Source organism: Ferrovibrio sp. (genome assembly GCF_041906005.1).
In the GTDB taxonomy this organism is placed as follows: domain Bacteria; phylum Pseudomonadota; class Alphaproteobacteria; order Ferrovibrionales; family Ferrovibrionaceae; genus Ferrovibrio.
The window spans coordinates 507,956-523,107 of record NZ_JAYRJY010000001.1; the positions used below are offsets into that span (position 1 = coordinate 507,956).

Sequence of the window (15,152 nt, forward strand, 5' to 3'; positions counted from 1 at the left end):
GCGTCAGAAAATCGAATTCCAGGTGCGACCGAACCAGCCTTTGCCTTCGCCGTCAGCCGTCTTGGCGCCTGGCACCGTTTCGCCGGTCACCAGGGTATAGGTGTCGACATACCATTCGCTGCCCGGATAGTTGTAGCCAAGCACGGCCGCAACATTCTGCGCCTCGTCCAGCACGCCGAGCGACATATACGCCTCGGCCAGACGATGCAGTGCCTCCGGGACATGGGTGGTGGTCTGGTATTTTTCGATCACCGTGCGGAAACGGTTGATGGCGGCGATCTGCTGGCCCGAACGGAGATAATAGCGACCGATGGTCATTTCCTTGCCTGCCAGGTGATCGCGGGTCAGGTCGATCTTCAGGCGGGCGTCGCGGGCGTATTCGCTGTTCGGATAGCGGCGTACCACTTCCTCCAGGGCATTCAACGCCTGCTGCGTGATCTTCTGATCGCGGCCAACATCGGTGATCTGCTCGTAATAGCAGATCGCCATCAGATAATAGGCGTAGGGCGTTTCCTTGTTGCCGGGATGCAACTGGATGAAGCGATCGGCAGCCGAAATCGCGTCGGTGTAGGAATTCTTCTGGTAATAGGAATAGGCGGCCATCAACTGGGCCTTGGTCGCCCAGACCGAATATGGATGCTGGCGCTCGACTTCGTCGAAGCCACGGGCCGCAACGTCCCACTCATTTGCGGCCATGGCGTCCATGGCGGTGTTATAAAGTTCCTCGACCGGCCGCTCGACATAGGGCGGGTCTTTGGCGCCGCAGGCAGCCAGGGCCAGGGCAAGAGCAAGTGGCAGGAGCAGCCTGAGCCCCGCTGCGGTTTTCCGGCCATACGCCGCGCTCAGGGCCCGGTTCAGGGCCGGGGCGGCAAAATCGCGGCGCGCGGAAGGCACAACCCGCGACGAATCCAATCGGCGAAGCATCGGCATGGGCGGATTCTGTCGCATGGGGGCCTGTGAAAATCAAGGTTGCCGCCTGATTCGGCACCCTGCCCTCGGGATAACTCACTGTCCGGCTACGCCTTTGGGATAGCCCCATGGGCCGCACCAGCCTATGTATGCAATATTCCTGCGATTTTTCCCGCGCAATACAACCTATGCTTCTGAACGATTTTCACTATCTGTAAATTCTCCTATTACAGGTATCAACACCCGGTTTCAGACAGTTTCGGTATAGGTTTAATCGCGCGCCGCGAGTAGCGCCGGCCCGAAAGACGGCTAGAATAGGCCAAGGATAAAATCAGGGCACGGATGATAACTCCGCCCCCTGATCCGCCAAGATCGGCGGGCTGAATCGTTATCGCGTAAAACAGTTATCGAGTGACGTAGCTGTTATCGAGTGACACAGGATGCCGGCCCCGGCCGGCCTAAAGTATCCAAGGCCGGTTCGCCCGGCACCGCCATGAGGTGAGACTATGGGCAAGATCGCAACGCGTGTTGATGAATATGTCGGCGAACGGATTCGCGCCCGCCGTACTGAACTTGGCCTGACCCAGGAAGAACTCGCGAACTCCCTGAAGATTTCCTACCAACAGGTCCAGAAATACGAAACCGGTGCCAATCGCGTCAGCGCCGGCCGCCTGTTCGAAATCGCCCAGCGCCTGCAGGTCGACATGGCCTACTTCTTCGAAGGCCTGGAAGCCAAGCTGGAAAGCAAGCCCCTGGAGCATGGCGGCAAGAACCGCTCGACCATCGAGCTTGTGCGCAATTTCAGCGATATCGAAGACACGACGATCCGCTCCGCGGTGGCCGGCCTGATCAAGAGCATCGCCAGCCGCTACAAGGAAGAGGAAGAGGCCGCCAGCGCGGCCGACTGATCCGCACAACCGGCATCCGGATATGCAAAAAGCCCCGCTTGCGCGGGGCTTTTTTTATTGGAGCTATCAAACCGGTGTCAGAGCGAGGCTTCGGCCACTGCTGCGGGCCGCTGACGCAGGCCGGCTTCGGCCGCGGGCATCAGACGTGCCGTTTCGCGGCCCTTGGCATGCGTCGTCCAGACGTAAGCGCTCTGATCGGCAAACAGCGTCTTAAGCAGTTTGTTGTTCAGCGCATGGCCGGAACGACGGCCTTCGTAACGGCCAATGATCGGCGCACCGGCCAGATAGAGATCGCCCAGCGCATCGAGGATCTTGTGGCGCACGAATTCATCGTCGTAGCGCAGGCCGTCATCGTTCAGGATGCGGTCATGCCCGAGCACAACGGCATTCTCCAGCGAACCGCCACGGGCCAAGCCCATTGAGCGCAACTGCTCAACTTCCTGCACGAAACCAAACGTACGCGCCCGCGCGATATCAGCCTTGAAACGCCCGGGTTCCAACTGGAACTCGGCGCTCTGGCGGCCAATCATCTGGTTGGCGAATTCGATCTCGAAATCGATGGTGAAGCCATCATCGGGATGCAGGGCAGCACTGGCATTGCCTTCGCGCACGTCGATGCTCTTCAGCACCTTGAGATAACGGCGCGCCGCCACCTGCTCGATCACATCGGCACATTCGATCAGGAACACAAAGGGGGCCGAGGAGCCATCCATCACCGGCACTTCCGGGCCGTCGATATCGATCAGCACGTTATCGACGCCCATGCCCGAGAGGGCTGCCATCAGATGCTCGACGGTGCCGACCGACACCCCTTCGCCCGCGGCGACAGTGGTGCACATGCGCAAATCGGTAACCTGGTCGAAGCGGGCGCGGATCAGCGGCTGGCCGGGCAGATCGACGCGGCGGAACACCACACCGGTATCCGGCGCCGCCGGATTCAGCACCATATGGACCCTGGCGCCGCTATGCAGGCCAATACCCGAGCACTTGATGCGGTTCTTCAGCGTCTTCTGGGCGATTTTACCAGCAGTGAGCACGCATTGAACTCCTTGAACCGGAACGGCGAATCGGGCGACCCGCGCAAAAAACAAAACCGGGGATGGTTGTAGCAACCACCCCCGGCAACAACAAATCACTCTATGTTTCGAACTGTAACGCGGCCGATGCCATTTAACTCATTGAATCGGCTCTATTATTCGAACATCAATTGGCCTGGCGACGCAGGAAGGCCGGGATGTCGAGCAAATCGTCCTGCGGACGGCTCGGCACCGGGCGTTCGGCCGTCGTGATCAGGCCCAGATCGGCCTGTCGCGGCGCTGGCTCGGTACGGGTCACCGTGGCGGCTGGCGCCGCCGGGGCCTGAGGCGCCGAAGCCTGGGACACCGGAGCCTGGGCGGCAGGTGCCTGAACGCGGGTGAACTGCGGTTCGGCCTGACGCATCGGCGCCGGTTCGGCATCGGCCGCACGACCGCGAGCCGCGCCGGTGATGCGATCGAACAGGCTCGCCTTCTTCTTCGGCTCGGCCGGCTTGTTCACCATGTCGGCTTCAGCGAAGGGATCGGGCTGGCGCAGGGCTTCCGGCGCGCGGGTCGGCAGCGGCTGGGCAGCCGGCGGCACGAATTGCGGCGCGACAGCCTGGGCTTCAGCCAACTGGGCGGCAAACGGCCGCGCGGCAGCAGGCTCGAAGGCCGGCGTGGCGGCGACCGCAACGGCAGGCTGGGCCACCGGCTGGGCAACAGGCGCGAACTCCACCTCCGGCAAATCGGCCGGGGCCGGCAGATCGATGCTGGCCTCCATCGTGACAGGCGCAGCTTCCGGCATGGCCAGAGCGGTGGCGCCGGCCGTCATCGGCTGGGACGCCACCGGCATGGCCGGAGACTGAACCTGGGCCGCAACCGTCTGGGCCGGCCGCGGCATGGCACCGAAAGCGATCGGCTTGGCCTGCGGCGGGGTCACCAGACGCAGCGACGGGCTGGTCTGCGGCTGCGGCATTTGCTGCGCGGCGGCATCGATACCGGTGGCAACCACGGAAACCCGCATCTTGCCCTGCATGTTCTGATCCAGGGTGGAGCCGACGATGATGTTGGCCTCGGGATCGACTTCCTCGCGGATGCGGTTGGCGGCCTCATCCACCTCAAACAGGGTGAGATCCGGGCCACCGGTGATGTTGATCAGCACGCCGCGGGCGCCCTTCATCGAGATATCGTCCAGCAGCGGGTTGGCAATCGCCCGCTCGGCCGCCTCGATGGCACGATGCTCGCCGTCGGCCTCGCCGGTGCCCATCATCGCCTTGCCCATTTCGCTCATGACCGAGCGGACATCGGCGAAGTCGAGATTGATCAGGCCCGGCATGACCATCAGGTCGGTGATGCCGCGGACGCCCGACTGCAGCACGTTGTCGGCCATCTTGAAGGCATCGGCAAACGTGGTCTTCTCGTTGGCCACCCGGAACAGGTTCTGGTTCGGGATTATGATCAGGGTGTCGACATACTGCTGCAGCTCGCGGATGCCGGCCTCGGCCAGCTTCATGCGCTGGCTGCCCTCGAACGAAAAGGGCTTGGTCACCACGCCGACGGTCAGGATGCCCATTTCCTTGGCGGCCCGGGCAATCACCGGAGCCGCGCCAGTACCGGTGCCGCCACCCATGCCGGCCGCCACAAAGGCCATGTGGCTGCCCTGCATGTGCTCGAGGATCTGGTCGAGCGATTCCTCCGCCGCGCCGCGGCCGACATCCGGCTTGGCGCCGCAGCCCAGACCCTGGGTCAGGTTGACGCCGAGCTGGATGCGCCGCTCGGTGAGCGACATGTTCAGCGCCTGCGCATCGGTATTGGCCGCAACGAATTCGACGCCCTCAAGCTGGGCGGCGATCATGTTGTTGACAGCGTTGCCGCCGGCACCGCCGACGCCGAAGACGACGATGCGGGGCTTCAGCTCCCGCGTGGCCGGCATGGTGAGATTGATACCCATGTTCTCCTCCAGGGTTAACTGTTGCTTTGACCAAAGTCGCTGCGCGATGCAAGCGACAATGCAAAAACCGCGTGGATGCTGGTTGTTTTGAATGTGGTGTTCATCGTCTTGGCCACGCGATCAGAAATTGGCCCGCAACCAGCGGCCGATTCGTGAAATCGTGCCGTTGGGTGCGGGCTCGGGTTCGGGCAGGCGGATGGTGCGTTCAGCCGCCTGCTGTTGCGCATAAGAGAGAAGGCCGGCGCAGGCCGAAAAGGCCGGACCGCCGGTTGCTTCAGCCAGGCCGCCGACTCGAATCGGCCGGCCCAGTCGCACCTGTTTGTCGAGAATACGGGCCGCCAATTCGCGCACGCCCTGCAGCTGGCTGGCGCCGCCGGTCAATACGACGCGGCGCCCGGCCAGCTTCTCGAATCCCGATTGCGCGAGTCGCTCGCGCACCTGCTCCAGCGTCTCTTCCAGACGCGGCTTGATGATGCCGGTCAGAATCGAACGCGGCACCTGGTTATGGGCATGATCGTCGGTCTCACCCACCTGCGGCACGTCGATGGTCTCGGTGTCGTCGGACGGGCTGGGCAGCACGGTGCCATACAGGGTCTTGAGCCGTTCGGCATGGGCGAGCGGGGTGGAGAGGCCCCGAGCAATATCGTTGGTGACATGGCCGCCACCCAGCGGCACGACGTCCACATGCACGAGCTGGCCGTCGTAAAACACCGCCAGGCTGGTGGTGCCGCCGCCCATGTCGAGCAGGGTCACGCCCAGGTCCATCTCGTCCTCGACCAGGCAGGCCAGGCCGGAAGCGAACGGCGCCACGATACGGCCGGCGATGCGCAGGTGGCCGCGGGCGACGCAGGTGGCCAGGTTGCGCAACGGGCCGGAGCCGGCGGTGATGACATGCATGTTCACGCCCAGCCGCTCGCAGGCCATGCCGCGCGGATCCTTGATGCCGCGCGAACCATCGATGGTATAGCCGACCGGGATGGAGTGCACGATCTCGCGGTCGCCGGGATGCTCATGCCGGCGCCCCTGGTCGAGCACCAGGGCGACATCATGTTCCGTCACCTCATGGCCGGCCAGATCGACTTCAACACCGACGCTGTGCGATTGCGGGCTGCCGGCATTCACGCTGACATAGACGTCGCGGATGGTTTCACCGCACATGCGCTCGGCGGTTTCGACCGCGGCGCGGATCGACTGCTCGGCGCCGTCCATGTCGATCACATTGCCGTTGCGCAGGCCGCGTGAGAGCTGATGTCCGATGCCGATCACCCGCAGGGTGCCGCCATCGGCGCGGGCAATGAAGCAGCAGACCTTGGACGATCCCACGTCCAGGGCAGCGATCAATCCGTTACGCGATACAGCCATGGCTTACTTCCCCTCGCGCTTATGTGCGTTTGCCGGCCGGTTTCTTGCCCGGCGCCGTCTGCGGCACCGGTGACTCGGCTTCCGGGTTGAGCTGAACGGTCAGACGATCTTCGAGACGCAGGTCCACCGTCTTGATGTCGCGGCGCAACAGGCCGTATTGCCGCTCCAGTTCGATCAGGCGCAGCCAGGCCTGTTCCGGATTTTCTTCCGGCAGCCGAGCGACAATGCCGTTGTCGAATTCGATATCCCAGCGACGGTTGCGGATACGGATCGCATTCACGACCCGTCCTGCCAGCGCCGGTTCGGTCTGCAGCATGGCCAGCAGGTCATGCGCCTTGTCAGAAGCGCCGGCGCCGACCAGCAGGAAGAGATGGTGGAATTCGGCGCGGTCGCCCTCCTCCAGTATCTTGCCCTCGGCATCGATCAGATAGACGCGACCGTCGATCTGCCAGCGGGCGAAGGCCTCGCGCTCGACAACCTCGATGTGCAACGTATCCGGTAGTTGACGCCATACCGTGGCCTGACGGACCCAGCCGATCGCCTCGACGCGGCGGCGGATGGCATCCAGATCAAGCGAGAGCATCGGATCGCCGCGGTCCACGCCAACGGCTTCGGCCAACGCCTCCAGCGGGGCATGCTCGCGGCCCTGGAGATTCACCTCGCCCAGCCGCATGTCGACCGTGGCACCGGCCTCGCCGGCGAAATCCTGCACGGCCAGCCGAACCTGAGCCGGCAGATCGGTGCGGAACCACACGTAACCGCTGCCGCCTGAAAGACCGATCACGGCAGCGCCAAGCAAACCCCATTTCAACCGGCGCCATAGCACCGATTTCGGCTTCCGGCGCGCCGGCGGCAGTGGCCGGCAATAGCCCTTGGGCCGCGCTGGCGGCAGGCTGGGCGCGCAGGGTGCGCAGGGGCGATCTTCAGGCAGCACGACTAGCGACCGCATGAGGCATCCTCCACCATCCAGCGCACGAGCTGGCCGAACGAGAGGCCCTGATGCGCGGCAATTTCCGGCACCAGCGACAGCGGCGTCATGCCCGGCTGGGTGTTGATCTCAAGCAGGTAGAATTTGCCCGGCTCGCCAGCGGTGTCGTCATAGCGCCAGTCGGAGCGTGTCACGCCACGGCAGCCCAGCACCTGATGCGCCTTCAGCGCCAGCGCGCAGACTTCCTCATAAGCCGATTTCAGGATCGGCGCCGGCATCAGATGCGTGGCCTTGCCGTCGGTATACTTGGCTTCGTAATCGTAGAAGCGGCCATGGGCGCGGATCTCGATGGCGCCTAGTACCCGGTCGCCCATCACCGCCACCTGAATCTCGCGGCCGGGGATATAGCGTTCGACCAGCACATGCTCGCCGAAATGCCAGCCGGCATCGTCCTGCGGCTGGTAGTTGTCGCCGTTCATGACGATATGCACGCCAACGGAAGACCCCTCGTTCAGCGGCTTGATCACGTAGGGATGCGGCATCACCGCGCCGCCGGTGAAAGCCGAGCGGTGCACCACCTTGCCTTCGGCCATCGGCAGGCCATGGGCGCGCCAGACATCCTTGGCCATCGGCTTGCTCATCGCCAGCGCCGAGGCCAGCACGCCGGAATGGGTGTAGGGGATGCCCACGATCTCGAGCAGGCCCTGCACCGTGCCATCTTCGCCATAGGGGCCATGCAGGGCATTGAACGCCACATCGGGTTTGATCTTTGCCAGCTGTTCGGCCAGATCGCGACCCACATCAACCTCGGTAACCTTGAAACCTTCCTCGCGCAGGGCCTTGGCGCAGGCACGGCCCGAGGTGAGCGAAACCTCGCGCTCCGACGACCAGCCCCCCATCAGAACCGCAACATGCCGGGTCATTGGCCGCCATCCTTCTGCCTGCCGATACGCTTGATTTCCCAGCGCAGATCGATGCCGCTGGTTTCCTTCACCCGGCGGCGCACGGTTTCACCCAGCGTCTCGAGGTCGGCGGCCGTGGCATTGCCGCGGTTGATCAGGAAATTGCAGTGCTGCTCGGATACCTGGGCATCGCCGACCACCAGGCCACGGCAACCGGCGGCATCGATCAGTTGCCAGGCCTTGTGGCCTTCCGGATTGGCAAACGTGCTGCCACCGGTGCGCGAGCGGATCGGCTGGCTGCCTTCACGCGCCGCCTGGATCTCGTCCATGCGGGCCTGGATGTCGGTCTTCTCGCCCGGCCGGCCTTTCAGGCGGCAGGACAGGAAAATCCAGTCTTCCGGCACGCCGCAATGGCGATAGCCGAATTTCATCTCGGCCGGCGTCAGGCGATGCAGGTTGCCCTGCGCGTCCATGGCCTCGGCCCAGACCAATACATCCTTGAATTCGGTGCCGTAGGCGCCGGCATTCATGCGCAGGCCCCCACCGACGGTGCCGGGAATGCCGCGCAGGAATTCCAGCCCGGCGATGCCATGCATCTGCGCGGTCTGCGCCACGTTGACATCCAGCGCACCAGCGCCAGCCTCAAGCTCGCTGCCGTCTTTCGCTTCAATCCCCGCGAAATCGCGACCCAGGCGGATCACCACGCCATTCACGCCGCCATCACGCACCAGCGTGTTGGAACCCACGCCCAGCACGGTGACCGGCACATCGGCAGGCTTGTCCTTCAGGAAGGCGATCAGATCGTCGCGGTCGGCCGGGCGGAACATTACATCCGCCGGCCCGCCGACGCGGAACCAGGTGATATCGGCAAGGCCGGTCTGCGCCGACAGCCGACCACGCACGGCGGGCAGCCGCGCGATCAGGTCGTCATGCCGGAGCTGTTCGGCCGCCATCATGCCTGCTCCTTCGCCTGCAGAGCCTGCAATTCACCCGGCAGGGCATTCGCCCAGGTGGTGATGCTGCCAGCACCCAGGCAAACCACGAGGTCACCCGACACGGCTTCCTGCCTGATGATGCCGGCGAGTTGTTCCGGCGCGGGCAGTGGCAACACGCGACGATGGCCGCGATTGCGCAGGCCCTCCACCAGGGCATCGCGGCTGACGCCCTCGATCGGGCTTTCGCCGGCGGCATAGACATCGGCCACGATCACCGTATCGGCATCGTTGAAGCAGGCGCAGAAATCCTCGAACAGGTCGCGCAGGCGGGTGTAGCGATGCGGCTGCACCACGGCGATCACCTTGGCCCCTTCGCGGCCACCGATGGCCAGCCGCGCGGCAGCCAGCACGGCCGAGATTTCCACCGGATGATGGCCGTAATCGTCCACCACGGTGATGCCGCCCGCCTCGCCCGTGATGGTGAACCGGCGCTTCACGCCGCGGAAGCCGCCCAGCGCGCGTTTGATCACGTCGGCGCCGAAACCCATCTCGCGGGCTATTGCTGCAACCACCAGAGAATTCTGAACGTTGTGGCGGCCAAACATCGGCAGGTGCACGCCGGCCACGATGTCGCTTTCGCCGCGGGCACGATCAGCCATCAGGATGTCGTAATGGGCGCCACGATTGTCGAAGCGCACGTTCACGGCACGCACATCGGCCTGCGGCGAGAAACCATAGGTAACGATGCGGCGGTCGGTGATGCGGCCGATCATCGCCTGCACTTCCGGATGGTCGATACACAGCGTGGCGAAGCCGTAGAACGGAATGCTCTCGACGAACTGCTTGAAGCCCTCGCGCACCTTGTCGAAGGTGCCGTAATGGTCGAGATGCTCGGGGTCGATGTTGGTCACGACCGCGATGGTGGCCGGCAGTTTCAGAAAGGTGCCGTCGCTTTCGTCGGCTTCCACCACCATCCATTCCCCGGCGCCTAGGCGGGCATTGGTGCCATAGGCGTTGATGATGCCGCCGTTGATCACGGTGGGATCCATGCCGGCAGCTTCCAGCAACGCTGCCACCAGTGAAGTCGTCGTGGTCTTGCCATGAGTGCCGGCGATGGCGATGGCCCATTTCAGGCGCATCAGCTCGCCCAGCATCTCGGCGCGACGCACCACCGGGATCAGGCGGGCACGGGCCGCCTTCACTTCCGGATTGTCGGGCTTCACGGCCGAGGAGATCACCAGCACCTCGGCATTGGCGACATTCTCTTCGCGATGCCCTTCGAACACCGTGATGCCCAGGTCGCGCAGACGCTTGACGTTATAGTTGGCCGACAGGTCGGAGCCCTGCACCTGATAGCCGAGATTGTGCATCACCTCGGCGATGCCCGACATGCCGATGCCGCCAATGCCGACGAAGTGGATGATACCGATATCGAGCGGCAAAGCTCTCATGCCGCGGTCCTTTTCACTGACGGAGTCGTTGACTGAGATTGATTCTTGGCAGCTGTCGTTTTCGGCTGTGCATGGTGCTGTTCGGTCACGGCGCGCTCGACCAGATCGGCCAGCGCCTGGGTGGCCAGCGGCCGGCCGACGCTGCGGGCATGGGCCGCCATGGCAGCGAGCTGGGTGGGATCGGCAAGCAAGTCAGCGAAAGCGGCCGAGGCGCGTTCGATGGTGAACTTGTCCTGGGCGATCACCACAGCGCCGCCGGCCAGGGCCAGGGCCTGGGCATTGGCAGTCTGGTGATCGTCGGTGGCATGGGCATAGGGCACCAACAGCGAAGGCCGGCCGATCACGGCGATCTCGGCCGTGCTGCTGGCGCCGGAACGGCTGACCACCAGATGCGCGGTCGCGAGGCGGTCGGCCACGTCGCTGAAGAAGCTTGCGGTATCGGCGGCAATGCCGGCGGCGGCATAGGCGGCACGCACGCGTTCCAGGTCCTCCGGGCGGCATTGCTGCTGCACACGCAGGCGGCGCTTCATCTCAGGTGGCAGTTGCGCCAGTGCAGCCGGCACCACATCGGACAGCACGCGCGCCCCCTGGCTGCCGCCCATCACCAGCAGGCGCAAAGTCTGCTCCGGTGCAGCATAGGGAACATCGGCCGCCGTCAGGATCGCCGGCCGCACTGGATTGCCGGTGACGGTAACGGCCGCCTGGGCCGGCAGGAAATGCGTGGCAGGAAACGACGTGGCAATGCGCGCGGCCTGTTTCGCCACCAGGCGGTTGACGCGGCCCAGCACGGCATTCTGTTCGTGGATCAGGATCGGTGTCTTCTTCAGTCGCGCGGCCAGCAGCAGCGGCAACGACGGATAGCCACCAAAACCAACCACGGCTGCCGGCCGGGTCAACGCCAGCAGCGACAAGGCCGCCAGCACGCCCCGCACGATCTCGACCACGCTCAACAGCTTGCCCATGATGCCGCGGCCACTCGGCGTGCCGGCCGGAATGCGATACAACGGCAGTTCCGGCAGCGACTGGCCAAAGCCCTTGCCGCGCGTATCGGTGACCAGTCCAACACGGTGGCCGCGCCGCAGCAGTTCCGCCGCCAGCGCCTCGGCCGGAAAGACGTGACCGCCGGTACCGCCGGCTGCGAGCAGGATGGTCGTCTCGGAGGCAGCCATCATCGCATCGCTCCGCTATCGGGCCGCCAGCGGGTCAGCGCCAGCAGCATGCCCATGGCAAAGGCCAACGCCAGCAGCGAGGAACCACCATAGGAGATGAACGGCAGCGTCATGCCCTTGGTGGGCAGCAGATGCAGGTTCACCCCGATATTGATCACGGCCTGCAAGCCAAATTGCGTGGTGAGACCTGCTGCGGCCAGCAGCACAAACAGGTTGCTTTCAGTCATCAGGCGCGAGAAGCAGCGCAGCACGATGAAGGCAAAGATGCCGACGATGAACAGGCAGGCAAACAAGCCGAATTCCTCGCCGGCCACGGCGAAGATGAAATCAGTATGGGCGTCGGGCAGCACGCCCTTCACTGCGCCCTCGCCCGGGCCGCGCCCCCAGACGCCGCCAGTGGCAAAAGCCTCCATGGCGCGCTCGATCTGGTAATTTTCCTTGTTGGCCGGGTCGATGAATTTGTCGATGCGGCTGGCGACATGGGGGAAGACCAGATAGGCGCCGAAGATGCCGGCCAGGCCCATGCCGCCCAACGCCAGCACAAACACGATCGGCAAGCCGGCGATGAAGAACTGCGCCAGCCACACGGCGCAGACCACCACCGCCATGCCCAGATCGGGCTGCAGCAGCAGCAGGCCAACCACGAGGCCGCACAACCCGGTCGAGATTGCCCACCCGGGAAAACCGGTGCCCTTGCGCCATTCCGAAAACAGCCAGGCAGCCACCACGGCGAAGGCCGGCTTGACGAATTCCGAAGGCTGCAGCGACACGCCGCCGAACGAAATCCAGCGATGGGCGCCCTTCACTTCCATGCCCATGAAGAAGGTGAGCCCGACGCCGCAGAGCGCGCCAAGGAAGACAATGGTGGCCACGCGGCGCACACCCACCGGATCGAGCAGCGACGTGCCGATCATGATCAGCAGGGCCGGCATCAGGAAAACGAGCTGACGCTGTACGAAATGGAAACTGGCCAGACCGATGCGATTGGCAACGGCCGGCGAAGCGGCCAGGGTGAGCACCGTGCCTACGGCGATCAGCACGGCGATGGCGACCAGCAGCCAGCGATCGACCGTCCACCACCAGCGGCCCAGCACGGAGGTATCGGTGCGAGAAAAAGTGATCATGCCGCAGCTCCCTGTTCCGTCTGGCCGCCGCGCTCGGCCACCAGCCGGATGAATTCATCGCCGCGATGTTCGAAACTCTTGAACTGGTCGTAAGAAGCGCAGGCCGGCGACAGCAGCACCACCGCGCCTTTCAGCCTCTCGCGCTTCGCCGTCGCCAGCGCATCATCCAGCGCCTTGTCCAGCGTGCCGCACAACGTGTGCGATACCGCATCGCCCAGCGTGGCGGCAAAATCCTTGGCCGCATCGCCGATCAGGCTGGCATGACGGACGCGCGGGAAGAACGGCCGCAGACTGGCAATCCCGCCATCCTTGGCCTTGCCGCCGGCGATCCAGTAAATCGCCTCGAAGGAGGCCAGCGCCTTGGTTGTAGAATCGGCGTTCGTGGCCTTGGAATCGTTGATGCAGGGGATGCCATCAATGACCCCGACCCGTTGCAGGCGATGCTTCAGGCCCGGGAATGAGGCGATGCCGACACGGATCGTGGCAGCATCCAGTCCCGCCGCACGGGCGGCGGCATAGACACAGGCGATGTTCTGGCCGTTATGGGCGCCGGGCAGAGCCGGAAAATCCAGCGCAAACACTTCCCGGCCGTTATCGTACAGCTTGCCGTTCAGAGCGCTGATACCGTCTTTCTGGAGACGCTCGATGGAAACCGGCACGATGTTGCGGCCGCTATTCTCGCGCACCAGTTCGGCATGGATGGCTCGGCAGTGATCGTCGTCGACGCCGATCACGGCAATATCGCCGCTTTCCTGGCCGGCGAAGATGCGCGCCTTGATGGCAGCGTAATTCGCCAGTGTGCCATGGCGATCGAGATGGTCGGGCGTGATGTTGAGCAGGATCGCGATCTTGGCCCGCCAGTCCGGCGTGAGGTCGATCTGGAAAGACGACATCTCAAGCACATACACACCCGCGCCAGCGGCGAGGTTCGGCAGGGCCAGAACCGGCGTGCCGATATTGCCGCCCAGCGCGATCGTCCGGCCGGCATTGGACAGCACATGCGCCAGCAGAGCCGTGGTGGTGGATTTGCCGTTGGTGCCAGTGACGCCATAGACCACCGGCTTCAGTTCACGCAACAGCAGCTCGATATCGCCCAGCACCGGCACGCCCGCACGATGGGCATTCACGACCACCTGATGCGGCACCGGATGGGTGAGCGGTACGCCCGGCGCCAGCACCAGCCCGGCACAACCGGCCAAGGCGGCATCATCCAGCGGCGTCGTGCGGAATCCGGCCGCTTCGGCCGCAGCCCGCGACGCCTCGTTATCGTCCCATGCACGCACCTCCGCACCGCTGGCGACAAGCGCCTGCGCCGCTGCCAGCCCGCTACGTGCGAGGCCAAACACCGCCCAGGTCTGTCCGCGGGTATGCGTGAGTGCGATCATGCCAATATCACCGCAGCTTGAGCGTGGACAGGCCGGCCAGCGCCAGGATCACCGCGATGATCCAGAAACGGATCACGATGGTCGGCTCCTTCCAGCCCTTCTTTTCGAAATGGTGATGCAGCGGCGCCATGCGAAAGACGCGCTTGCCGGTCAGCTTGAAACTCGCCACCTGCACCATCACCGACACGGTCTCCAGCACGAACAGGCCGCCGATGATGGCCAGCACCAGTTCGTGCTTCACGATCACGCTGACAGTGCCCAAAGCACCGCCCAGGCTAAGCGAGCCGGTATCGCCCATGAACACCATCGCGGGCGGCGCATTGAACCACAGGAAGCCGATGCCGGCGCCCACCAACGCGCCACAGAACACGGACAGTTCGCCCGCACCGGCGACATTGTGGATCTGCAGGTAATTCGCGAACACCGTATTGCCGACCAGATAGCAAATCAGGCCGAAGCTCGCGGTCGCGATCATCACCGGCACAATCGCCAGGCCATCAAGACCATCGGTCAGGTTGACGGCATTGGATGCGCCAATCATGACGAAGGCGGCGAACGGGATCATGAACCAGCCGAGATTCAGCAGCACATCCTTCAGGAACGGCACGGCCAGGCTGGTATTGAGCGGCGCGGCGGCAATCTGGTTGATCCAAACCGCGGCAATGCCGGCAATGATGACCTGCAGGGCCAGCTTCAGTTTGCCGGGCACGCCCTTCGGGTTCTGCTTGGTGACCTTCAGATAATCGTCGTAGAAGCCGATCAGACCGAAACCGAAGGTAACCAGCAGCACCACCCAGACATAGCGGTTGGTCAGGTCGGCCCAGAGCAGCGTGCCGACGCCAATGCCGAGCAGGATCAGGAAACCGCCCATGGTAGGCGTGCCGCGCTTGGTGACGAGATGGCCTTCCGGACCATCTTCGCGGATCGGCTGCCCCTTGCCCTGCTTGGCACGCAGCCAGTTGATCAGCGGCTCTCCGATCACGAAAGACAGCACCATGGCGGTTAGGATGGCACCGCCGGTGCGGAAGGTGATGTAGCGGAACAGGTTCAGGACGTTGAACTCGTCCGCCAGGGGATACAGCAAGTGATACAGCATTCTTTCGGTGTCCTTA

Annotated in this window: 13 protein-coding genes; 1 reads left to right on the forward strand and 12 read right to left on the reverse strand. The window is 64.2% G+C overall.

From position 1 onward, the window contains the following. Positions 1 to 3: 3 nt before the first annotated feature. Positions 4 to 930, reverse strand: coding sequence for an outer membrane protein assembly factor BamD (locus ACE3OO_RS02475; RefSeq protein WP_374299378.1), 927 nt, complete (start codon positions 928 to 930; stop codon positions 4 to 6). 485 nt (positions 931 to 1,415) lie between these two features. Here ACE3OO_RS02475 and ACE3OO_RS02480 point away from each other — a divergent pair, with 485 nt between their 5' ends. Next, complete coding sequence (locus ACE3OO_RS02480) at positions 1,416 to 1,817, forward strand: helix-turn-helix domain-containing protein (protein ID WP_374299380.1); 402 nt, start codon at positions 1,416 to 1,418, stop codon at positions 1,815 to 1,817. A gap of 77 nt (positions 1,818 to 1,894) precedes the next feature. Here ACE3OO_RS02480 and lpxC read toward each other — a convergent pair whose 3' ends face one another. The 11 genes from lpxC to mraY form a co-directional block, all read right to left on the reverse strand. Then, the gene (gene lpxC, locus ACE3OO_RS02485; protein WP_374299382.1) at positions 1,895 to 2,854 is read right to left on the reverse strand and encodes a UDP-3-O-acyl-N-acetylglucosamine deacetylase; all 960 of its coding nucleotides are present in this window, start codon (positions 2,852 to 2,854) and stop codon (positions 1,895 to 1,897) included. A 166-nt stretch (positions 2,855 to 3,020) separates the two neighbouring features. After that, the gene (gene ftsZ / locus ACE3OO_RS02490) at positions 3,021 to 4,784 is read right to left on the reverse strand and encodes a cell division protein FtsZ (protein WP_374299384.1); all 1,764 of its coding nucleotides are present in this window, start codon (positions 4,782 to 4,784) and stop codon (positions 3,021 to 3,023) included. Between the two features lie 120 nt (positions 4,785 to 4,904). Continuing rightward, entirely contained in the window at positions 4,905 to 6,146 is a 1,242-nt protein-coding gene (gene ftsA, locus ACE3OO_RS02495; protein WP_374299387.1) for a cell division protein FtsA, read from the reverse strand. Between the two features lie 19 nt (positions 6,147 to 6,165). Further along, positions 6,166 to 7,095: a cell division protein FtsQ/DivIB gene (locus ACE3OO_RS02500; protein ID WP_374299389.1), complete on the reverse strand. Its 930-nt coding sequence runs from the start codon at positions 7,093 to 7,095 to the stop codon at positions 6,166 to 6,168. After that, positions 7,083 to 7,997, reverse strand: a complete 915-nt coding sequence (locus tag ACE3OO_RS02505) for a D-alanine--D-alanine ligase (RefSeq protein ID WP_374299390.1) — start codon at positions 7,995 to 7,997, stop codon at positions 7,083 to 7,085. The genes ACE3OO_RS02500 and ACE3OO_RS02505 overlap by 13 nt, the downstream gene beginning before the upstream one ends. Further along, positions 7,994 to 8,932, reverse strand: a complete 939-nt coding sequence (gene murB, locus ACE3OO_RS02510; protein WP_374299392.1) for a UDP-N-acetylmuramate dehydrogenase — start codon at positions 8,930 to 8,932, stop codon at positions 7,994 to 7,996. The genes ACE3OO_RS02505 and murB overlap by 4 nt, the downstream gene beginning before the upstream one ends. After that, positions 8,929 to 10,362, reverse strand: coding sequence for a UDP-N-acetylmuramate--L-alanine ligase (gene murC / locus ACE3OO_RS02515; protein WP_374299394.1), 1,434 nt, complete (start codon positions 10,360 to 10,362; stop codon positions 8,929 to 8,931). Before murC ends, murB begins: the two co-directional genes overlap by 4 nt. Next, positions 10,359 to 11,531: an undecaprenyldiphospho-muramoylpentapeptide beta-N-acetylglucosaminyltransferase gene (murG, locus tag ACE3OO_RS02520; protein WP_374304650.1), complete on the reverse strand. Its 1,173-nt coding sequence runs from the start codon at positions 11,529 to 11,531 to the stop codon at positions 10,359 to 10,361. The genes murC and murG overlap by 4 nt, the downstream gene beginning before the upstream one ends. Continuing rightward, complete coding sequence (gene ftsW / locus ACE3OO_RS02525; RefSeq protein WP_374299396.1) at positions 11,531 to 12,655, reverse strand: putative lipid II flippase FtsW; 1,125 nt, start codon at positions 12,653 to 12,655, stop codon at positions 11,531 to 11,533. Before ftsW ends, murG begins: the two co-directional genes overlap by 1 nt. Continuing rightward, a complete protein-coding gene (gene murD, locus ACE3OO_RS02530; RefSeq protein ID WP_374299398.1) occupies positions 12,652 to 14,040 on the reverse strand; it encodes a UDP-N-acetylmuramoyl-L-alanine--D-glutamate ligase in 1,389 nt (462 codons plus the stop codon). The genes ftsW and murD overlap by 4 nt, the downstream gene beginning before the upstream one ends. Positions 14,041 to 14,047: 7 nt before the next feature. Further along, entirely contained in the window at positions 14,048 to 15,136 is a 1,089-nt protein-coding gene (gene mraY, locus ACE3OO_RS02535) for a phospho-N-acetylmuramoyl-pentapeptide-transferase (RefSeq protein ID WP_374299400.1), read from the reverse strand. Positions 15,137 to 15,152: the final 16 nt, after the last annotated feature.